16 protein-coding genes are annotated in these 20,973 nt (G+C 55.9%); 10 read left to right on the forward strand and 6 right to left on the reverse strand.

Translation table 11 applies throughout. The features are described from left to right. Nucleotides 1–1,389, reverse strand: coding sequence for a PLP-dependent aminotransferase family protein (locus JI62_RS14730; protein ID WP_088700862.1), 1,389 nt, complete (start codon nt 1,387–1,389; stop codon nt 1–3). 137 nt (nt 1,390–1,526) lie between these two features. Between JI62_RS14730 and JI62_RS14735 the strand changes: the two genes are divergently transcribed. Next, nucleotides 1,527–2,696, forward strand: a complete 1,170-nt coding sequence (locus JI62_RS14735; RefSeq protein ID WP_088700863.1) for an MFS transporter — start codon at nt 1,527–1,529, stop codon at nt 2,694–2,696. 14 nt (nt 2,697–2,710) lie between these two features. Here JI62_RS14735 and JI62_RS14740 read toward each other — a convergent pair whose 3' ends face one another. Beyond that, complete coding sequence (locus JI62_RS14740; protein WP_088701344.1) at nt 2,711–3,643, reverse strand: cation diffusion facilitator family transporter; 933 nt, start codon at nt 3,641–3,643, stop codon at nt 2,711–2,713. 169 nt (nt 3,644–3,812) lie between these two features. Between JI62_RS14740 and JI62_RS14745 the strand changes: the two genes are divergently transcribed. Next, on the forward strand, nt 3,813–4,649 hold the full coding sequence (locus JI62_RS14745; RefSeq protein ID WP_088700864.1) for an alpha/beta fold hydrolase: 837 nt from the start codon (nt 3,813–3,815) through the stop codon (nt 4,647–4,649). A 79-nt stretch (nt 4,650–4,728) separates the two neighbouring features. Here JI62_RS14745 and nirD read toward each other — a convergent pair whose 3' ends face one another. Genes nirD through JI62_RS14760 form a run of 3 tightly spaced genes read right to left on the reverse strand, consistent with a single transcriptional unit; the run spans nt 4,729 to nt 9,071 of the window. Next, a complete protein-coding gene (nirD, locus tag JI62_RS14750; protein ID WP_088700865.1) occupies nt 4,729–5,163 on the reverse strand; it encodes a nitrite reductase small subunit NirD in 435 nt (144 codons plus the stop codon). 59 nt (nt 5,164–5,222) lie between these two features. Next, a complete protein-coding gene (gene nirB, locus JI62_RS14755) occupies nt 5,223–7,730 on the reverse strand; it encodes a nitrite reductase large subunit NirB (protein WP_088700866.1) in 2,508 nt (835 codons plus the stop codon). Beyond that, a complete protein-coding gene (locus tag JI62_RS14760; RefSeq protein ID WP_088700867.1) occupies nt 7,731–9,071 on the reverse strand; it encodes an NAD(P)/FAD-dependent oxidoreductase in 1,341 nt (446 codons plus the stop codon). It lies immediately after the preceding gene. A 729-nt stretch (nt 9,072–9,800) separates the two neighbouring features. Here JI62_RS14760 and JI62_RS14765 point away from each other — a divergent pair. The 6 genes from JI62_RS14765 to arfA all read left to right on the forward strand — a co-directional run bounded on the left by JI62_RS14765 (nt 9,801) and on the right by arfA (nt 17,404). Then, nucleotides 9,801–12,518 carry a nitrate reductase gene (locus JI62_RS14765; RefSeq protein WP_088700868.1) on the forward strand — a complete coding sequence of 906 codons (2,718 nt, stop codon included), beginning with the start codon at nt 9,801–9,803 and terminating at the stop codon, nt 12,516–12,518. Beyond that, nucleotides 12,478–13,377, forward strand: a complete 900-nt coding sequence (gene cobA / locus JI62_RS14770) for a uroporphyrinogen-III C-methyltransferase (RefSeq protein ID WP_088700869.1) — start codon at nt 12,478–12,480, stop codon at nt 13,375–13,377. Before JI62_RS14765 ends, cobA begins: the two co-directional genes overlap by 41 nt. 77 nt (nt 13,378–13,454) lie before the next feature. Continuing rightward, entirely contained in the window at nt 13,455–14,264 is an 810-nt protein-coding gene (locus JI62_RS14775; protein ID WP_088700870.1) for a formate/nitrite transporter family protein, read from the forward strand. A 216-nt stretch (nt 14,265–14,480) separates the two neighbouring features. Continuing rightward, complete coding sequence (locus tag JI62_RS14780) at nt 14,481–16,196, forward strand: bifunctional protein-serine/threonine kinase/phosphatase (RefSeq protein ID WP_088700871.1); 1,716 nt, start codon at nt 14,481–14,483, stop codon at nt 16,194–16,196. A 93-nt stretch (nt 16,197–16,289) separates the two neighbouring features. Next, complete coding sequence (gene dkgB / locus JI62_RS14785) at nt 16,290–17,108, forward strand: 2,5-didehydrogluconate reductase DkgB (protein ID WP_088700872.1); 819 nt, start codon at nt 16,290–16,292, stop codon at nt 17,106–17,108. Nucleotides 17,109–17,254: 146 nt separating this feature from the next. Further along, on the forward strand, nt 17,255–17,404 hold the full coding sequence (gene arfA / locus JI62_RS14790) for an alternative ribosome rescue factor ArfA (RefSeq protein WP_008957724.1): 150 nt from the start codon (nt 17,255–17,257) through the stop codon (nt 17,402–17,404). 104 nt (nt 17,405–17,508) lie between these two features. Here arfA and JI62_RS14795 read toward each other — a convergent pair whose 3' ends face one another. After that, nucleotides 17,509–18,444 carry a LysR family transcriptional regulator gene (locus JI62_RS14795; RefSeq protein WP_240513260.1) on the reverse strand — a complete coding sequence of 312 codons (936 nt, stop codon included), beginning with the start codon at nt 18,442–18,444 and terminating at the stop codon, nt 17,509–17,511. Between the two features lie 250 nt (nt 18,445–18,694). On the opposite strand from JI62_RS14795, the gene rhmD reads away from it, so the two are divergent. Together rhmD and JI62_RS14805 are read left to right on the forward strand one after the other, a co-directional pair. After that, entirely contained in the window at nt 18,695–19,879 is a 1,185-nt protein-coding gene (rhmD, locus tag JI62_RS14800) for an L-rhamnonate dehydratase (protein ID WP_088700874.1), read from the forward strand. Nucleotides 19,880–19,953: 74 nt separating this feature from the next. Continuing rightward, nucleotides 19,954–20,958: a TRAP transporter substrate-binding protein gene (locus tag JI62_RS14805; RefSeq protein WP_088700875.1), complete on the forward strand. Its 1,005-nt coding sequence runs from the start codon at nt 19,954–19,956 to the stop codon at nt 20,956–20,958. The last annotated feature ends 15 nt before the right edge of the window (nt 20,959–20,973 follow it).

The following is a 20,973-nucleotide window of genomic DNA, read 5'->3' on the forward strand; positions in this document are numbered from 1 at the left end:
CTAACTCGCTGCTTCAATAAACGCTTGCGCCCTTGGGTCTTGTATATAGGCGACGTTGAGCCGGAGCCAGGGCGTTGGCTGATGATCGGCAAAAAATAGATGCCCCGGCGATAGCGTGATTTCCCACCGGTTAGCCAGTTCAGTCAGGGTTTCAGGGGCGATGGCTGCCGGTGGTTTCGCCCACACAAACATCCCGCCAGCCGGTTGGGTATACACCTCCCAACCGGCATTTTTCAGCATCGTCAGTGCCATCGCCATTTGATTAGCGAGCTTGATACGCAGCCGCTCGGTGAGCTTTCGGTAGCTGCCGTTTTGCAGCAGGGTGGTGACGACCTGCTCAGCAAACCGCGAAGCGGAGATGCTGGTCAACATCTTGATATCTACTAGGCGTTGCACCCAAGCCACGGGCGCGGCGACAAAGCCTACCCGTAGTGAAGAGGAGAGGCTTTTCGAAAAGCTGCCCAGGTAGAACACCCGGCTCAAACCGTCTAGCGCTGCCAAGCGGGTGGTGGGGGTGTGCTGAAAATCCGCGTAGATATCGTCTTCAATAATCTGAAAATCGTGTTGCTCGGCGAGCTGTAACACTCGGTGCGCCACCGCCGGGGTGAGCGTGCTGCCCGTGGGGTTGTGAAAAACGCTGTTGATGTAGAACAGCTTTGGGCGGTGCTGGGCCAACAACACCTCCAAGCGCTTGATATCAGGCCCATCGGCTAATCGCGGCACGCCAATCACGCGGATTCGCTGTAAGTGCAGCAGGCCGAACAGATTGTAATAGCCCGGTGATTCCACGAAGACCACATCGCCAGGCTCTAGCAGCATCCGCACCAGCAGATCCAGCGAATGGCTGCCGCCTCCGGTCATCACGATCTGCTGGGCGTCCGCAGTAATCGCCAGTGGGCGCAGGCGTTCCTGGATTAAACCGCGTAAATCCTGCGGCCCTTGAGGTGTGCTGTACTCGAAAATCCCCGAACGGCTTTTACGCGCCACTTGGCGAATGGCGTGAGTGAGGTCATCGCCTTCTCGCCAGTCGCTGGGCAGCCAGCCGCAGCCCAGCTTGAGCGTGTGCTCATTGGCACTGAAAAGCCCCCATAGCCCGTTGGTGACCTCTTCCAATCCGCTCGTAGCTGCGGGTTGTGATACCAGTGCTGCTGCGCTATCCGCCACATAAAAACCTGAACCGGGTTGTGAGCGCACTAAGCCAGAAGCGACAAGCCGTTCGTAAGCTTCAATCACCGCATTACGGCTGATGTGGTGGGTGGCGGCTAAGCGACGAATAGAGGGTAAGCGACGGCCACCGCCTGCACCGTGCGCGGTAATCCAAGCGCGAATGCCTGCTTCGAGCTGCTGGGCGATGGGCGTCGTGGCGTGCCGATTAACCTCTAGTTTCATAACGTGGCCTATGGCTTTCAACTGTTCGCTAAAAAGGCGGAACAGTGTCTGGAAAGTGGAGGTTAAGTGTATCTTACCGCTGAGCGGTAAGCGTGGGAGGGTAGCGGTTCAATGACTTACTTATTTAGGACTTAGCTATGAGCCGCACTACCAATCGCGCTATCAATAAAAGGAGTGCAGCCTGCCTGGCGTTTGCGCTATGTACGATTACCACGGCGGTTAATTTACAGGCCCCTCTTTACGATGCGCTGGCGGCGCGGGATGGTTTGGGCGTTGGCGCCACCAGTATCGCCTTTGCCTGCTATGTGGTGGGCATTATACCGGTGTTGCTGGGGTTAAATGGCTTGGCCGATCGGGTAGGGCGCAAGCCACTAATTATGAGTGCTCTGCTGTTATGTCTTTTGGCGACGGGGATTACCCTGATAGCGCCCGGTTTGCTGGCGCTGGGTGTTGCTCGCTTTCTGCTGGGTATTAGTACGGGGTTAACGTCTGCGGTAGCTCCCGCTTATATGCAGATGCTGTTGGGTGGTGAGGACAACCGTGTGGCGACTAACTATGTAACGGCCAGTACCGCACTCGGGTTTGGGCTAGGGGCCGCGGTGACTAGCCTGTTTGTTTTCCACACCCCAAGCGTATCGCCACCCAGCCTATGGATTTATTTAGCCACCGCTTCGCTGGCGCTGGTGGTGGTCACCACGCTTAAGGATCGTGCACCGAGCGCCACCAAAAGTCCTATGCTGCGTTTGCCCAGCTACCCCCAAGGGGCATTCTCCTATGGGTTGGCGATTTTGTTGGCTTGGGCGTTGGTGGGGTTGGTGATCGCGATCCTGCCTTCGGCATTAAGCCAACACGGTTTATCCGCCTGGAGCGGTTTCGCCACCTTCGGTATCTGCAGCTGCGGGGTACTGTTTCAGCCCTGGGCGAGAAGGCTTGCGCCGCGCAGCGCTACCCAACTGGGGCTGGTGATTTTGCCGATTGCCTACGGGTTGATCGCCTGGGGAGCTGTTCATGGTTATCTTGCGGCGGTGCTGTTGGGCACAGTAGCCGCCAGCAGCGCCTGCTATGGGTTTATCTACCTGGGTGGATTAAGCGGCGTGTTGGCGATTGCGGATACCTCGGCTAGCCAACAAGCCACCCAAGCCAGCGCGGGCTATTTTCTGATGGCCTATCTGGGCTTCAGTATTCCGGTAATCTCCACCGGAGTACTCATCGATGCGGTAGGGCATACGCTTGCGTTAACGCTATTTGGCCTTGCGCTACTGGTTGGCGTGATCGCCTCGCTAGTTCTACTGCGCAAGGCTCGGTAACCTGGACAGCCTATCTATGTGTGCTTCTCTACCAATAGACCACAGGAGGGCGCTGCCCAGCGGGTGTCGGCAGTAAACACCACGTCACACACCACGGGAGAGTAGTAGCGGCGCACCTCGTCATCGACGCGCGCCCGGAGTAAATCCTGGGTGGAGACCGCAACATCGGATTGGTCGGGCAGTACCACATGCACCATCACATACAGCAGCCGCCCAGGGCGCACCATGCGCACGCGCACTTCTTGGGTGTCGGTATCCGCCAGGGCACTCGCCACGGCTTGGCGAACGGGCACAGCGATAGCCTCTTCTGGCGTTTTGTTGAGCAACTCCTTCAAGGCCTGGGAGGCCATCCTCACCGGTACACCCAGGCAGAGTACCACCACTGCAATGACCAACACCGAATCCACGTAGGGCAGAATCGTCTGCCAGCCTAAGCGCTCAAACAGCATCACCAGGCAGAAGGCGGCGAGTACAGCGGCAGAAATCACGCTGTTAACTAACCAGTTGAGTCTGTCCGCCGCCACCAGCGGGCTGCTTACATGGCGCTGACTGCGGTGCATCACCCAGGCGGTAAGTGAACAAGCCGCGGTGGCGAATAGCGCGTACAGCACCGCCAAGCCTGCCGCGATCTCACGGCCGCCAGTGAGTAGGGCGGCAATGGCGTCGACCAAGGCAAAAATAGACACGCCTAAAATCAGCAGCCCTTTGCACAGATTCACCAGCGACTCAAAGTAGCTATAGCCGAACGGGTAGGATTCGCTATCGGGGCGGCTAGCCAGTTTGCTCACTTTGATCGTGACCAGGGCAACACTGAAATAGATCAGATTGAACAGCCCATCCAGCAGGATCGCTTGGGAGTTGGAGGCCAGCGTGGCCACGATGCCTGCACAGCCAATCAGCAGCGCCATAAAGGCTGAAAACGCTAAAGTGCTCGATTCTGTCTTCACAAAGGTTTCTTCCGGTGTGCATAAGTCGAAATAGCCGATAAGCATAGCAACTTTGTTAGCGAATTATCGAATGCCGACGTATTACGCACTTTTGGAAAGCATCGTAAGTTCTACTAACCTAATGAGGCGTTTGTTTAATTCACGTTAAGCCAAACAGGAGGGTGAGACGATGCCAATGCTGAGCGTAGGAACGGAACAGGGCACGCCGGTTGAGCTTTATTACGAAGTGCGCGGGGCGGGCAAGCCCGTGGTGCTGATTCACGGTTGGCCGCTGAGTGGCCGCTCGTGGGAACAGCAGGTGCCTGCGTTAGTCGAGGCGGGTTATAAGGTGATTACCTATGACCGCCGAGGCTTTGGCGGGTCAACCCAGGCCGATGGCGGTTACGACTACGACACCCTAGCGTCAGACCTCAAGAAACTGATCGAGGCGCTGGATTTGCACGATGCCACCCTGGTGGGTTTTTCCATGGGCGGTGGTGAAGTGGCGCGCTACCTCTCCAGCTATGGCAGCAGTCGTGTTCATAAAGCCGTTTTTGCCGCGGCGGTGCCGCCTTACCTGTATAAAGCCGATGATAACCCTGAAGGTGGTCTTGATGATGCCACCATCAATCAGTTCCTTGAGGGCGTAAAAGATGACCGCCTTGCCTTCCTGGAAGAGTTTACCAAGAGCTTCTTTACGGCGGGTGAACGCAGCGACTTGGTTAGCGAGCCGAATCGAAAGTACCATCGCGATATTGCCGCCTTCGCCTCTCCTCAGGCCACTTATGACTGCATCAAAGCCTTTAGCTATACCGATTTCCGCAAAGACCTGCCGAGTATCGATATCCCCACGCTAATCATCCATGGCGATTCTGATGGCATTGTGCCCTTTGAAGTTAGTGGCAAGCGGGCCCAGGAGCTACTGCCCAATGCGCAAACGCAAGTGATCAAGGGCGGGCCCCATGGTCTCAATGCTACCCATCCTGATGAGTTTAATCAGGCGCTGATTAGCTTTTTGAATGAATAACGTTTGAGAGTGACTGCCTGCTAACAACAGCGCCGCCCTAAGGGCGGCGTTGTCGATTTAACAAGGCTAATAAATGTGGTTACCCCTCAACCCACACTTCATCACCTTTAAATTCAACCTTCCAGGTACGTAGCTTAACGTCCTCATCCTCTAAACACTGGCCGTCTTCAAGGCGGAAGTGCTGCTTGTAGATAGGCGATGCGACTACCGCCGAGCCTTTAAGGTCGCCAACGATGCCTCGGGCGATCACGTTGGCGTTTGAGAAGGGGTCATGGTGGTCGAGAGCATAGAGTTCATCGCCCTTTCCTCGCAGCCCGGGCAAGTAGAAAATAGCTACCTGGGCGGGGCCTTCGGCGGTTTCCAGCCAGGCGGCGATGCCAGAGAACGCTACCAGATCATCTTTGGTACAGACTTTTTGCCACGCCGTGTTGTCTTCAGAAGCGTGGTTTTCAAAAGCATCGCTGTTTTGCACATCCGCCATATCCATCTCTTTTTTCAGTGCCGTTGCGGTCATGGATTGCCTCGTTTTTATTCAGTGTCAGTGTCGTTGTCAGTGTCAGGGCCCTGCGTCGCTTAAGCGGGGCGCAGCTGGCCGCGCTCTGAGGTCATAATGATTGACGGATCCGGGCGGTCGTCGTTGACGAAGCTGCGGAAGCGCTTGAGCTTCTCTGGGTCGCTGATGGCGTCGGCCCACTCACACTGGTAAGTATCCACCACGGTTTGCATCTGGCGCTCCAGCTCGTCGTTGATGCCTAGGCTGTCTTCCAGAATCACCTCTTTTAAGTACTCCAGGCCGCCGTCGAGGTTTTCGCGCCACACCGAAGTGCGTTGCAGGCGGTCGGCAGTGCGCACGTAGAACATCAAGAAGCGATCAATGGTGCGGTAGAGCTGCTCGTCATCCAGGTCAGTGGCGAACAGTTCGGCGTGGCGGGGGCGCATGCCGCCGTTACCGCAAACGTAGAGGTTCCAGCCGTTTTCGGTAGCGATAATGCCGATGTCTTTGCTCTGGGCTTCGGCGCACTCGCGGGTGCAGCCGGAAACGCCGAACTTGATCTTGTGGGGTGAGCGCAGGCCCTTGTAGCGGTTCTCTAACTGAATCGCCATGCCGACGCTGTCCTGCACACCGTAGCGGCACCAGGTGCTGCCTACGCAGGATTTTACCGTGCGCAGCGATTTACCGTAGGCGTGGCCAGTCTCGAAGCCCGCCGCAATCAGCTCGCTCCAGATATCCGGCAGGTCTTCCAGGCGGGCGCCGAACAGATCGATACGCTGGCCGCCGGTGACCTTGGAGTAGAGGCTATATTTTTTGGCCACTTCGCCCAGCACGATGAGTTTGTCTGGGGTAATCTCGCCACCGGCAACACGCGGCACTACCGAGTAGGTGCCGTTTTTCTGCATGTTGGCCATAAAGGTGTCGTTGGTGTCCTGCAGGGGAATATGCGCCGCGTCGGTGATTGGCTCATTGAAGCAGGAGGCCAGGATGGACGCCACGGCGGGTTTGCAGATATCGCAACCCAGGCGGTGGGTGTCGGCGTTGCCGTGTTTTTCAATCAAGTCAGTGAAGGTTTTGATGCCTTCGACGCGCACAATATCGTAAAGCTCTTGGCGGGTATGGGCGAAGTGCTCGCAAATCGATTTATCGACTTCGACACCGCGGGCTTCCAGTTCGTGGTCAACCACGCTTTTGAGCAGCGCGGTGCAGCCGCCGCAGCCAGTACTGGCCTTGGTGGCAACTTTGACACCGCCTAGATCCACCGCGCCAGCGTCAATAGTGGCGCAAATGTCGCCTTTGGAAACGTTATGGCAGGAGCAGATGGTGGCGGTTTCCGGCAGCGCACCGGGGCCGAGAGTGGGAGCGGCACCGCTGCTTTGCGGCAGAATCAATGAGGCCGGTTCGTCGGGCAACTCAATGCCGTTGGAGTAGTACTGTAGAAGCGTGTCGTAAACGCCGTTGTTGCCGACTAGCATCGCGCCTAGAAGCTTTTTACCGTCACTGGAGACTACCAGCTTGCGGTACTCCTGCTTGATGGGGTCTAGGTAGCGGAACATGCGTGCGCTGGGGTTTTGATTGCCGTGGGCGTCACCAATCGAGCCCACATCCACGCCCAGCAGCTTGAGCTTGGTGCTCATATCCGCGCCGCCAAACTGGGTATCGCCTTCGGTTAGCGTCGAAAATGCTGCTTTGGCCATTTGATAACCCGGGGCGACCAGGCCAAAAATGCTCTGGTTCCACAGCGCCACTTCGCCAATCGCTAGAATGGCCGGGTCGCTGGTGAGGCACTGGTTATCCACTACCACGCCGCCGCGCTCACCAATCTCCAGACCGCAGTCCCTGGCCAACTGGTCGCGGGGGCGAATACCTGCTGAGAACACAATCAGGTCGGTTTCCAACACCTTGTCGTCTTGGAAGACCATGCGGTGGCGGCTTGCTTCGCCATCTTCAATGCGCTGGGTGGCGCGCTCCAGAAGTACCTGTACGCCCAGCGCTTCAATTTTTTCCCGCAGTAGCTCGCCGCCTTCGTTATCCACCTGCATGGGCATTAGGCGTGAGGCGAACTCCACCACGGCGGTATCCAGGTTTAACCCGCGCAGGGCATTCGCTGCTTCCAAACCGAGCAAACCGCCACCTACGACCACGCCGGTGGTGGCGTTTTCGGCGGCCGCTTGGATGGCGTCTAGGTCGTCCAGAGTGCGGTACACCAAACAACCATCGCGATCGTTACCGGGAATCGGCGGTACAAAGGGGAAAGAACCGGTGGCCAGCACCAGGCGGTCGTAGGGGTAACGGCCTTGGTCGGTGACCACCTCTTGTGAGTTGCGGTCGATCTCAATGACGGCTTCGCTTGTGCGCAGTTCAACGCCGCTGGTGGCGTAGTAATCCGCTTCGCAAAGCGCTAGCGAATCGGCATCGCGGCCGCTGAAATATTCAGAGAGATGCACCCGGTCGTAGGCGCGGTGGCGCTCTTCACCAAACACGGTGACCTGATAGCGCTCAAGGGCGCCGTTATCGACGAGCTGCTCGACCAGGTGGTGGCCGACCATGCCATTACCAATAATAATAAGCTGCTGTTGGGTAGACATTTAAGCCGCCTCCGACGTTGTATGAGAAGAGTGTTTAGAAGAAGAGTGTTTTGAAGAGAACTCAGAAGAATCAGGGCTGTGTTGAGATGCTTCGCGGAGCACCTCGACATCAGCACCACCAAACAACAGGGCTTGGCGGTAAGCGTTGAGATGGGTACCTGCGAGCGCCTGCTCGAAGTACCAGGGGCCTTGGCTGGTGTCGCCGTAAAGCACCGCGCCTTCAATCTGGCCGTTGCGCAAGAGCAGGCGGCGGTAGTCGCCGCGCTCAAGGTCGTGATAGCTCAAGACGTCATGCTCGGCGCTGGCCTCAGTGGGGCCAAAGGCATAGAGCGCTACGCCGCTGATTTTAAGTTTGGTGGCGCTGGGAGTATCCGCGTAGCCATGGGTAGGCATGCCGCATAGGGTGGCGGCAAGTACCTCCACCTGGCGCCAGATCGGTTCTACCAAGCCGTAGGTGGTGCCCTCAAACTGACAGCACTCGCCGAGGGCGGAAATAGCCGTATCCGAAGTCGTCAGAAATTCGTCGACGACGATGGCGCGCTGGGTGGTCAGGCCCGACTGATGTCCGAGTTGCGCATTAGGGGTAATGCCCGCGGCTACGATCACACTGGAGGCCTTCAACTGGCGACCATCAGCAAGATGCACCTTGACGACCCGACCCTGGGCGTCACCTTCTAGCCGGGCTACTTGCGCGTCCGTAATGATTTGTAAGCCGCGCTGAGTGAGGGTGTCTTTAAGCAGATGGGCGGCGGTGGTATCCAACTGGCGGTTCATCAGCCGCTCGCTGCGCTGGAGCACGCTCACCTTGATATCACTGCCACGTTTACGCAGCCCTTCAGCCGCTTCAAGACCGAGTAGGCCACCACCAATCACCACAGCGTCGCCGCCGCGCTGAGCGATGGCCTCAAGAGAAGCGGCGTCCTGTAGGTCGCGAAAGCCGTGTACGCCCTCAAGCTCAATCCCGGGAACGTCTGGTAGTGCTGGGCGCGAGCCGGTGGCGATGATCAGATGATCGTAATCGAGTGATCGCCCGCTATCGGTGGCCAACGTTTGGCTTGCGCGATCAAGCGTCTCGACCTTTTCATCCAGTATCAGCGTGACGCCCTGTTCGGCGTACCACGCGGTGTCGCGCAGGGTCAACGCCTCTTGCTGCATTTCACCAGCCAGCAGCGGTGAAAGCAGAATACGGTTATAGGCAGGGGTGGGCTCGGCGCCAATCACCGTGATGCGCTGGGGGCGTGTGGGTTGTTTGACCAGCGCCTCGATTAGGCGGTGGCTGGCCATGCCATTGCCAATGATCACTAGATGGTCGTTAGGTGAGCACCGGGAAGTGGTTTCCATAGGTGGCTCCTCTTGTCGTTGCGGCTACTTGAGCACCAAACAAAAAACGCCCCTGTCTCGCACCTCTTTGCAAAGAATCGCAAAAGCGTGCGTAACAGGGGCGTCGTTGCCCGATAGCGTCTTTTTAAACGCGCGACAACCACCATTGGCTGTCAGCTGATTAAAAATCTTACTCCGTAACAAGCAAGGAACTAGCCAACTGGCCATTAACCATCTTTTGTATAATTATTTCAGTTGCTTAGGATTGTTAGCTGGATTGCTGGCGGCACGGCTCTGCGCATAGGCTGCACAGCGATGGTGCGAAAAGGGCGGTAGCGTGCACCCTCACATGCCATTTAACGTGCGCAGAGTGCTAAAAAGCGTGCCGCGTGATGATTCGTTATTTTTTAACCATTTGTTTTTAAATCATTATTTTTAAATAGTACGGTTTTCGGCCTGGTTTTTGCATCTATCAGGGCAATAAGTGAGTTAACAAGGGATAAGCGCTCATTGTTAGGCGATGGCAGCGAATAACTCCAAAGCCGTTAAAAAAACAAGTAGCCGAATGTGTAGCTGTTAGAAATTCTTCATTTGTTTGAAGAGACTATTGTAAAGAGTAAGGCACCGATGAAGGTGCGCTGTGGCAACGACGTCCAGCCCTCTTCTCTTAATGCGTTTATAGAGCGTATTAGAGAACGGGACTGGGCGTTTTTTTATGCCTGGCGCTAATGAGCAACCCGAGGAGTAGCTATGACTCAGGCCAAAACCACATGCCCCTACTGCGGCGTCGGCTGTGGCGTGACGGCAACCGTTGAAGCGGGCACGCTGAGCGCTGTCGAGGGCGACCGCGAGCATCCGGCGAACTTCGGGCGGCTGTGTGTCAAAGGTTCTGCGCTACATGAAACCTTGGGGAATCAAGGGCGGCTGACTCACCCTCGCGTTGATGGTGTTGAGGTCTCCTGGGACACCGCCTTAAGCACTACTGCCGAGCGTTTAAACGCCCTGCGCACTGAACATGGCAATCACAGCGTGGCCGCGTATCTCTCCGGCCAACTGCTTACCGAAGATTACTATGTGGCCAATAAGCTGTTTAAAGGCTTTTTAGGCACGCCTCATTTAGATACTAACTCGAGGCTGTGCATGGCCTCAGCGGTGGTTGGCTACAAGCGCGCCTTCGGTGCCGATGCGGTGCCGTGTAACTACGAGGATATGGAAGAGGCGGAACTGATCGTGTTGGTGGGTTCCAACCTGGCCTGGAATCACCCGGTGCTCTACCAGCGCATTAAAGTGGCGAAAGAGCGCAATCCGCTGATGCGTTTGGTGGTGATCGACCCCCGTGTGACCGATAGCTGCGAAATCGCCGACCTGTACCTGGGGATCAAGCCTGGCAGCGATGCTTACCTGTTTAACGGCCTGCTGGCGTGGATGGCGCAGCGCCGCAGGCTCGATACTCTCTACCTTGAGCGCCACACGGAAGGGTTTGACGATGCTCTGGCGGCGGCGCAGCAAACCGCGGGTTCGGTGGCGGAGGTAGCGGCGGCCTGTGATGTCGACCCCGAGCGCCTGGAAACCTTTTATTACTGGTTCGCCAGTCAGTTGCATGTGGTCACCCTTTACTCCCAGGGCGTTAACCAATCTGCCAGCGGTACCGATAAGTGCAACGCGATTATTAACTGCCACTTGGCGGGCGGCAAAATCGGCTTGCCGGGGGCGGGGCCGTTCTCGATTACCGGCCAGCCCAACGCCATGGGTGGCCGCGAAGTAGGCGGGCTGGCCAACCAGCTAGCCGCGCATATGGATTACCACACTCCAGGCGCCCTCGATCTGGTCAGCCGCTTCTGGGCTACCGACAGCCTTACACCTATCCTGCCGGAAGGGCCGGGTTATAAAGCGGTGGAGCTGTTTGACGCCATTGAGCGTGGCGAGATAAAAGCGCTGTGGGTGATGGCCACCAACCCCGCCATTAGCCTGCCCGATGCCGCACGGGTGCGCACCGCGCTGGAGAGGTGTCCGCTGGTGATTGTTTCCGAGTGCGCCGCCCATACCGATCTGCTGCCTTACGCGGATATCGTGTTGCCTGCCTCGGGGTGGTCGGAGAAAGATGGCACCGTGACTAACTCCGAGCGGCGCATTTCTCGCCAGCGGGGCATGCTGCCACCGCCGGGTGAAGCCCGCCATGATTGGTGGATAATGTGTGAGGTGGCGAAACGACTTGGGTTTACCGAGGCGTTTAACTACACGCACCCCTGGGAGATTTTCGACGAGCACGCCCAGCTCTCCGGGTTTGAAAACGGTGCCGCCACCGGCAGTCCAAAACGGCTGTTTGATATATCGGGATTGGTGGGCCTGGGCCGAGATGACTACGACGCCTTGGCCCCCATTCAATGGCCGGTCACAAAGGCCGCTCCCCATGGTACGGCACGGCTGTTTGAGGATGGCGAATTTGCCACAGAGAATGGTCGTGCCAAGCTGCTGGCAATCCATCCTCAAGGGCCTGAACAGGCGCTGAGTGCCGCCTACCCGCTACGGCTGAATACCGGCCGGATACGCGATCAGTGGCACACCATGACCCGCACCGCACGTTCACCACGGTTAATGAACCACCGCGCTGAACCCTTTATGGACGTGCACCCAGACGATGCCCACAGCGCCGGTGTTACCGATCAGGGGCTAGCAGTCCTAACCGCCGCAAAAGGGGAGTTTCGCGCCAGGGTGCGGGTCTCCAATGCCCAGCGCCGCGGTGAGGTCTTCGTACCCATCCACTGGAGTGACTGCTTCACCCAGCAGGCCAGAAGCAGCGCGCTGATCGACAGTATTACCGACCCGCTCTCCGGTCAGCCGGAATCGAAGCACGGCGCCGTGGCGCTGGCGCCTCTGGCTACCGATTGGCAGGCCACCCTGCTGGTCGCCGAAGGGGCAGCAGAATCAACACCGTGGTGCAGCATTGCCTACTGGACACGCATCCCCATGCGCGGCTGCCAACGCTGGCAGCTTGCCAATACGCAGTCGGTTAGTGACTGGCTGGCGCAGTTGAGAACGTGGCTGCCCGGCGATGTATCGGTCGTTAGCCAAGACCCCACTACCGGACGGCTGCGCGCTGCCTGCGTGGAGAACGGTCAGTTGCGCTGGTGGTTGATGGTCGGCCCACCCAAAGAGTTGCCAGGGTTAGCGTGGCTGGAAACGCGTTTTAACGAGGCGGAGCTGAGCGATAGCCACCGCCGCCGCCTATTGGCCGGCTGCGACGACGGCGCCGCGGATACCGGCCCGGTGGTATGCAGTTGCCACCAGGTGGGCCAAACCACCATCGTCAATGCCATCCGCGAGGGCGACACCAGCGTAGAAGCGTTGGGCGCCAGGCTTGCTTGCGGCACCCAGTGCGGTAGCTGTATTCCCGAATTGAAATCACTTATTGAAGAGGAGCGGCCCAATGCCCGCACTAAGCAACCCCTTGCTACTGAAGTGGTTTAACGCCTTTATGCGGTTATCGCACCGCGCGCTAACGCCGTTGGTTCAGCAGGCTGCAGACATACGTTTGCCACTGCGCGGCGAATGCCGCGCCGAGCAGGTTTACTTGGTCGGCGCAGGCAGCGGCGATGCAGAGCTGTTAACCCTCAAGGCTGCACGCTTACTTATGCAGGCGGACGCCGTGGTGTATGACCGCTTGGTAGGTGATGACGTGCTGGCGCTGATTCCTAGCAGCAGCGAGCGCTACTACGTGGGTAAAGCCCGTGGTCACCACAGTGTACCCCAGGCGGAAATTGGTGCGCTGATGGTAAAACTCGCCCGCGAGGGTAAATCAGTGGTGCGCCTGAAGGGTGGTGACCCGGCGGTGTTTGCGCGGATGGGCGAGGAGCTGGATGCCCTGGCCGCTGCCGAGATCCGCGCTGCCATTGTGCCAGGGATTACCGCGGCCTCTGCCGCCGCTGCCTGCATGGGTATTCCGCTCACCGACCGTGGTCATGCCCAGCAACTACGCTTTGTGACTGCCCAGCTCTGCCGCGAAGACGGCACGCCGGATTGGGCATCACTGGCGCGCAAGGATGAAACCCTGGTGTTTTATATGGGGCTTTCAAAAGTGAGCGCAATTTGTCATGGCCTGCGCCAGGCAGGTCTGCCGGATGAGTGGCCGATCATGCTGGTGGCCAATGCCAGCCAGCGTGAGCAGCAGTCGCTGGTGGGCTCGCTGGCGGATATGCCCGAGAGGCTCGCCGCCACTCCCTTGCCATCTCCCTGCTTGATTGTGGTGGGCAGCGTGGTGCAAAGAGTTGCCACAACGCCCGCTACCCTTGCCACCAATTTCTTCTCTGCACAGCAAACCATGCCTTAGCGGCAGGGTTTGCTGTGCGCGTTTTACGCTGCTGACCCTACTGTCCCTTTAAATCCACAACAAAGGAAACGCTCTCTATGTCCTACTTATTGCCTGCCGAATTTGCCACCAAGATGGTCGATGCTGGCGAAGCCAAGCTGCATATGTCTACCCGCGATGCGCTGATTCGCGCCTTTATGGCGGGAGCCATTTTGGCTATTGCGGCGGTGTTTGCGGTGACCGTAGCAGTGCAAACCGGCTATCCGATTATCGGCGCTATCCTGTTTCCGGTGGGTTTTTCGATACTCTATTTAATGGGGTTTGATTTGTTGACCGGGGTGTTTGTGTTAACCCCTTTGGCATGGCTGGATAGGCGGCCTGGGGTGACGATTAAGCGTATTCTCAAGCACTGGGGCATTGTGTTTGTCGGTAATTTTGGCGGGGCATTAACGGTTGCCTTTCTCATGGCGATTGTCTTTACCTACGGCTTTAGCACCGAACCCAGCGAAGTGGGGCGGGTGATTGGTGAAGTGGGTGAAGGGCGCACCGTGGGTTATAAAGAGTATGGTGCTGGTGGTATGGCGACAATTTTTATTCGTGGCGTATTGTGTAACTGGATGGTCTCCCTAGGCGTGGTGGGCGCAATGATCTCCACCACGGTGAGCGGTAAGGTGATTGCCATGTGGATGCCGATCATGCTGTTCTTCGGCATGGGCTTCGAGCACTCGGTGGTCAACATGTTCCTGTTCCCCTCTGGGCTGATGATGGGGGGTAATTTCTCGATTATGGATTACCTGATCTGGAATGAAATTCCGGTAGTGCTGGGTAACTTGATCGGTGGTTTGGCATTAACAGGTCTCACGCTCTACACCACGCACGTACGTACCGCGCCCCAGAAAGCTTTATAGATGAAGAAATTAAATGCCAAGCTTTCGCTACTGTGAAGCCCTAGGTTGATGATAAACATCGGAGCTTAGTCGAGGTCGGAATCAACCCGTAGCGGGGGTCTTTCGCCATGGATGGCGAAAGTAGCGCCCATGGATGGGTCTACAGCGCCCCCGCGTAGGGTTGTTCCGACCGTTTGCAATGTTCGCTCCGGCGGAGGCTTTTTTAGGGGAAGTATAATGGCAGCGCTGACCATTTCGCTCGGCCAGCACTCTGATAAAGGGCGCAAGCCAAGCAATCAGGATTTTTACGGCGCTTATCTACCCAGCGACCCCCAGCGCGCCACCAAAGGCATTGCGATCGCGTTAGCGGATGGGATCAGCAGCAGCGAAGTGAGCCGGGAAGCGAGCGAAGCAGCAGTAGGCGGGTTTTTAACAGACTACTATGCCACCCCGGCTACCTGGGCGGTTAAAACCTCGGCCCAGCGGGTACTGCAAGCCACCAATGCATGGCTTTACGCCCAAACCCGGCAAAGCCAGTACCGCTACAACCTGGATCGCGGCTATGTGTGTACCCTGAGCGCGATGGTGATTAAATCCACCACTGCGCACCTGTTTCACGTTGGTGATAGCCGTATCTATCAGCTCGCCGGCAATACGCTGGAGCCGCTGACCGAGGATCATCGCTTCTGGGCATCCCAGGAAGTCAGCCATTTAAGCCGCGCCATGGGAGCCAGCCAGCACCTGGAGTTGGATTATTGCGCCGTATCGCTGAGTATTGGCGATGTGTTTGTACTCACTACCGACGGCGTTTACGAATGGCTAACCGGCGCTGAAATGGCCGCGCTGATTCACACCCATTGGGGCGATCTCGATGCGGCGGCTGAGGCGCTAATCGCGGCTGCCATCGATCGTGGAAGTGATGACAACCTCACCGTGCAAATTGTGCGCATTGATTCGCTGCCTGAGCGCCACGCTAATGAACTCTACGCGGCGCTGAGCACCCTGCCGTCACCGTCTGAGTTGCGCGCAGGAAGCGAGCTGGACGGCTACCGCATTGTGCGACAACTGCATGCCAGCAGCCGCAGCCATGTCTATCTGGCGGAAGAGGTAGCGAGTGGCGAGAAGGTGGCACTTAAAACCCTCTCAACCGAGCTAAGCCAAGACCCGGCGAGTATCGAGCGGTTCGTGCGTGAAGAGTGGATTGCACGGCGTATCGATAATCAGCACGTACTCAAAGCCCCCGCCCAAGAGCGGCCTCGCCACTATCTTTATACTGTGCTGGCGTATATAGAAGGGCAAACCCTGACCCAGTGGATGCGCGACCACCCCAACGCCGAATTAGCTAGCGTACGCCCCATCGTCGAGCAGATCGCCAAGGGGCTGCGCGCCTTTCATCGTCTGGAAATGCTCCATCAAGATTTGCGCCCCGATAACGTCATGATCGATAGCCACGGCACGGTAAAGCTGATTGATTTCGGCGCTGCCAAGGTGGCGGGCATTGCCGAAGAGGTCAATGCGACTAGCGACGATATTCTAGGTACTGCCCAGTACACCGCGCCGGAGTATTTTCTGGGTGAAGGTGGCACGCCCCGTTCGGATCAGTACTCACTGGCGGTGATCACCTATCAGATGCTAACCGGCACACTGCCCTATGGCACCGAGGTGGCCAAAACCCGCACTCGGGCAGCGCAGCATAAGCTTGCCTACCAATCGGCGCTTAGCGAGAACCGTGAACTGCCTGCCTGGGTAGATGAGGTGCTCAAAAAGGCCCTTCATCCCAATCCTCACAAACGTTTTCCGGCCCTTTCGGAGTTTATTTTCGAGCTGCGCTCGCCAAGCCAAGAAATGCTTAAACGCGCGCAGTTACCGCTGCTGGAGCGTGACCCGGTGCTGTTTTGGCAGGGCGTGTCGCTGATCCTGACGCTAGTGGTTATCTTCCTGCTAGTGCGTTGATAGCACCGAGGCCGATCAAGAGATAACAAAGAAGGGGGTTGAAGTGGGGCATTGACCGCCCCATGTTAGTTAACACGCTATCAATAGAAAAGGATGTTAATGATGCAGAATGTAATGCCTAACCCCGGCTTCGGCACCTTTCGCCTGGAAGGCGATACGCTTAAGCAAAGTATCCACGCAGCGCTTGAGGCCGGTTACCGGCACATCGACACAGCACAGTTTTATGGCAATGAAAAAGAGGTAGGGGAGGCGATTCGCGACAGCAGCGTGCCACGCAGCGATATTTTCCTAACCACCAAGGTGTGGTTCGACAACCTTGAACCTACAACACTCAAAGCCAGCGTGGACGAAAGCCTGCAAAAATTAGGTACCGATTACGTCGACCTGCTGCTGATCCACTGGCCGTCCCCAGAGAATGAAGTGCCAATGGTCGATTACCTGACGGCGCTGAAAGAGGTCAAAGCCGAGGGTAAGACGCGCAATATTGGTATTTCCAACTTTACCATCGCCCAGGTGGACGAAGCGGTTAGCATTCTAGGCAAAGGTGAGATTCTTACCAACCAGATCGAAGTTCATCCCTTTTTACAGAACCGTAAGCTAGCGGAGCACTGCGAGCAGCATGGGATTCAAGTCACCGCCTTTATGCCGCTAGCCGTTGGTAAGGTTATGGATGACTCGACCCTTAAGCAGATTGCCGACGCATATAACGTCACGCCCGCGCAAATTGCCCTTGCTTGGGTCAATCAGCGCAATATGATTGCAATCCCATCATCGACTAAGGCGCGAAATATTCAAAGCAACATTGCCGCCTTTGATTTAGCGCTAAGCGACAGTGAAATGTCCGAGATCGCTACGCTTGACCGCAAAGAGCGCATTGCCAACCCCGACTTTGCACCTGCCTGGGATGAGTAATGGGTATGAATACGCGGGCTGAAGGTACTAAGATTTTTTGCTCGATTTGGAACGCTAGAGAATAGTCTTTGTCATACTTTGCCACAGTGGGCGCCTGTTTAAAGCGGGCGTCTGTTAAAGGCAGTGTTATACGCCAGGAGAAAACGATGAAACAGCGCAAGATCAAAGATAACGCGTTAAAAGCGCAGCTGCGAACGCCGATGTTTAAAATGCAGCAGCAAACGCCGAAAAAAGGTAAAGGCAGCTACTCCCGTAAAGGACGTAACTCCCTGGGAGGGCATCGCCAAGCCGCCTGAGCTGGCGTTTTGGCGATGCCTTCCCCAGGCATCTCTGCGCAGTATCCCTCATACTGTGCAGACTCCCATCAGTTTGGCCGATCCAATGGATCGGCTTTTTTTATTTATTCCCACTGCACGGCATTGCGGCGCAAAATATCGCAAAAGCCGGTCACCGGTTCGCCATAATATGTATCTTTTCGGGTTAATAACCCAAACGGCGAAAGCGTTCTTCCAAGGGTCAGTGGTAGCATCTCAATAAGCCCTATATTGAGGTGATCTCTGAGAACGGATTCAGCCATTACCAATAGTGCATCGCTTTTTTGTACTAGCTGTAAGGCAGCAAAGATTGAACCACATTCGATGATATCGCGTGGCGACATTAGTCCTTCCATCTCCAACTCTTTCTCTAGCGCTTGGCGTGCAGGCGTAGTTATCGGTTGAAGTATCCAAGGCCAGTGCTCTAGCAACTGCTCCAGGGGTGGTAAAGGGGCATCGGTTAAGGGGTGACCACGGCGTACCACGGTGACCATGTTTTCGTTACCTAATGGCTCAAAATCGAATTGGTTATGCTGAATAGAGGTCGCATAGCGAGCGATTGCGATATCTACTTTCCCCTGTTCGAGCAGCGCTACTAATTGATCGCTAGTTTCACCCATCAAACGAATTTGTAACATAGGTCGCTGGCGTTTCATCTCAATGATCGCTTGAGCCACCAAGTCAGGTGCGGCCCCCATAATGGCTCCAACTGTTAACTGCCCGCGTCCACCAAGCTGGTAGCGATGCACTTCTTCGGCACATCGATCTAAACGGGTTAACGCGTTATCAGCAAATTCCACCAACATTTCGCCCACTTTGGTCGGGCGCATACCCTTTGCCATACGTTCGAATAACTGGCACGCAAACACCCGCTCAATTTCACTCAGCATACGTGTCGCGGCTGGCTGTGACATATGCATGGCCACGGCAGTTTGGTGTAGGTTGCCCACTTTGCCTAATGTCGAGAGCATAAGAAGGTGCTTATAACGAAGCCTTGCCACAAGCAATTGAAAGCTTTCCATTCTCATCTCTCTGTTGAGTTGATACCTAAACGGTATGGTGTTTGTACTTCAGTTGGCTGTTCGACATTAGTCTAGTTATTTGGATTCTGATTATTAAGCGGTTTAGCGCAAGCTTGCGCCATTGCTGGTTTACCGGCATCTGATAACTTAAAGGTATCGAGACGAACCAGATAATCATTGGCTACCTTGCTCGCTTTTACTTAGAACTTCCTCAACAAGAGTACGTTAACAAGCATAGCGAGGAGTAATTATGAGCGAGCCCACCATCAAGCAGGTGCGTGCCTATACCGTCCGGGGTGGCGGTGCTGACTACCATGACCAAGCCGAAGGTCACTGGATCGATTCCCAAATCGCCACACCCATGAGCAAGTATCCAGAGTACCGCATGACACGCCGAAGCTTTGGACTTAATGTGCTGGGCACCTTGGTGGTTGAGGTAGAGGCGAGCGATGGAACCGTAGGGTTTGCTGTAACCACCGGTGGTGAAATTGGTGCTTGGATTGTCGAAAAACATCTTGCCCGTTTCATTGAGGGTAAACAGGTCACTGAAATCGAAAAAATTTGGGATCAGATGTTTAACGCCACACTCTATTACGGTCGAAAAGGGGTGGTGATTAATACAATTTCCTGTGTTGATCTGGCACTTTGGGATCTGCTGGGTAAGGTGCGACAACTGCCGGTACACCAGCTATTAGGTGGCCCGGTTCGCGATGAACTGGTGTTTTACGCCACCGGCGCACGCCCAGACCTCGCTAAGGAAATGGGCTTTATTGGTGGCAAGATGCCTCTCGTTCATGGGCCTGCTGAAGGCGATGAAGGGCTACAAAAGAACCTCGAGCACCTGGCAAAGATGCGTAGCGCTGTCGGCGATGACTTCTGGCTGATGTATGACTGCTGGATGAGCCTTGATGTCAATTACGCCACTCGGCTAGCTCAGGGAGCCCAGGCGTACGATCTGAAGTGGATCGAAGAGGCGCTTCCGCCCGATGACTACTGGGGCTACGCGCAGCTCAAGCGCGATGTACCCAAAGGCATGCTGGTGAATACCGGTGAGCACGAGGCCACCCGTTGGGGCTTCCGTATGCTGCTGGAAATGGAGTGCTGTGACGTTATCCAACCGGATGTGGGGTGGTGCGGTGGGATTACTGAGCTGATCAAGATTTCAGCGCTGGCCGATGCGCACAACAAGCTGGTTGTACCCCACGGCTCGTCGGTCTATAGCTACCACTTTGTAATCACACGCCATAACAGCCCGTTCGCTGAGTTCTTGATGATGGCGCCGAAAGCCGATGAGGTCGTGCCCATGTTTAATCCGTTGTTGCTGGATGAGCCGGTGCCTGAAAACGGTCGTATGGCGGCTTCTAAACTCGACAAGCCAGGGTTTGGTGTACGCCTTAATCCGGATTGTGAACTTTCTAGGCCTTACCAACATTAAAATTATGGCCTGATAAGCATTGTTTCCGCTAAAAAGTAGGGAACTTAAACCAAGTAATATCAGAGGAAACTACAATGAAAATGAATAACACCTCACGTCTTTCAATCTCTAAATTGACCACAATTGGTGCCGCAGGGCTGCTCTTCATGATGCCCTTTGGCACTGCCTATGCTGAAACGAAAATTCGTTTCGCACACCATATTTCAACTGATTCCGAGCAGCATTTAGCGGCTGAAAGATTCCGCGATCTAGCAGCTGAGTACAGTGACGGTGAAGTACAGGTTGAAATCTTTCCCGCCGGACAAATGGGAGGGCAAAGAGAGATTATTGAGTCGGTCGAGTTTGGCGTACTAGAGATGGGATACGGTGAGTCAGGTCTATATGCCAACTACGTGCCCGAATTTGGCTTATTGACGCTACCTTACCTTTATCGCGACGTTGATCACTGGGAAAACGTGGTGACAGGTGAAATAGGGGATCAGTTGATTGAACAATTGGTTACTACTTCCGGAGTCAGGCCGCTTAACTGGATTTTGGCAGGCTATCGAGATACCTATCTAGCCGAAGGCCAAATCGATGGCCCGGACGATTTCAATAACTTGAAAATTCGCGTACCGGAATCCCCCGTGTTTGTGGGCACCTTCTCCGCACTGGAAGCTCAGCCGACGCCTGTGCCCATGCCGGAAGTCTACACCGCGTTACAGGCAGGTGTTGTCGATGCCATGGAAGGCACCCCAGAAGTTGGTTACACCTTCCGCATATTTGAGGTAGCCGAGTCACTGTCCAAAACACGTCATATTCTTTTCGATGGTAGTTTTGCCATCAACGAGTCCTTTTACAACAACCTTTCTGATAGTGACCGTGAAGCGGTAAGCCGGGCCGCACGGGAAGCGGCAGAAATGCAGCGCAGTGAGTGGTTTGAGCGTGAGCAGTCCTGGTTTAGCCAGCTTGAAGAAGAGGGAATCGCCATCAATGAGGTGGATCCCGTGCCCTTCCAGGAAGCACTGGCAGGCTTCCGTGAGGAGTTTGCTGCCAATATGGGTGCCGTAGAACTCCTTGAGTCCATTGGGCAGCAGTGACGCTGAAAAGGAGCT

It is taken from the genome of Halomonas campaniensis (assembly GCF_002211105.1).
GTDB lineage: Bacteria > Pseudomonadota > Gammaproteobacteria > Pseudomonadales > Halomonadaceae > Vreelandella > Vreelandella campaniensis_A.

Bases quoted from the DNA above. Each gene is read 5' to 3' on its own strand.
- JI62_RS14730 (WP_088700862.1), bottom strand. From the start codon at position 1,389: ATGAAACTAGAGGTTAATCGGCACGCCACGACGCCCATCGCCCAGCAG.
- JI62_RS14735 (WP_088700863.1), top strand. From the start codon at position 1,527: ATGAGCCGCACTACCAATCGCGCTATCAATAAAAGGAGTGCAGCCTGC.
- JI62_RS14745 (WP_088700864.1), top strand. From the start codon at position 3,813: ATGCCAATGCTGAGCGTAGGAACGGAACAGGGCACGCCGGTTGAGCTT.
- nirD (WP_088700865.1), bottom strand. From the start codon at position 5,163: ATGACCGCAACGGCACTGAAAAAAGAGATGGATATGGCGGATGTGCAA.
- nirB (WP_088700866.1), bottom strand. From the start codon at position 7,730: ATGTCTACCCAACAGCAGCTTATTATTATTGGTAATGGCATGGTCGGC.
- JI62_RS14760 (WP_088700867.1), bottom strand. From the start codon at position 9,071: ATGGAAACCACTTCCCGGTGCTCACCTAACGACCATCTAGTGATCATT.
- JI62_RS14765 (WP_088700868.1), top strand. From the start codon at position 9,801: ATGACTCAGGCCAAAACCACATGCCCCTACTGCGGCGTCGGCTGTGGC.
- cobA (WP_088700869.1), top strand. From the start codon at position 12,478: ATGCCCGCACTAAGCAACCCCTTGCTACTGAAGTGGTTTAACGCCTTT.
- JI62_RS14775 (WP_088700870.1), top strand. From the start codon at position 13,455: ATGTCCTACTTATTGCCTGCCGAATTTGCCACCAAGATGGTCGATGCT.
- JI62_RS14780 (WP_088700871.1), top strand. From the start codon at position 14,481: ATGGCAGCGCTGACCATTTCGCTCGGCCAGCACTCTGATAAAGGGCGC.
- dkgB (WP_088700872.1), top strand. From the start codon at position 16,290: ATGTTAATGATGCAGAATGTAATGCCTAACCCCGGCTTCGGCACCTTT.
- arfA (WP_008957724.1), top strand. From the start codon at position 17,255: ATGAAACAGCGCAAGATCAAAGATAACGCGTTAAAAGCGCAGCTGCGA.
- JI62_RS14795 (WP_240513260.1), bottom strand. From the start codon at position 18,444: ATGGAAAGCTTTCAATTGCTTGTGGCAAGGCTTCGTTATAAGCACCTT.
- rhmD (WP_088700874.1), top strand. From the start codon at position 18,695: ATGAGCGAGCCCACCATCAAGCAGGTGCGTGCCTATACCGTCCGGGGT.
- JI62_RS14805 (WP_088700875.1), top strand. From the start codon at position 19,954: ATGAAAATGAATAACACCTCACGTCTTTCAATCTCTAAATTGACCACA.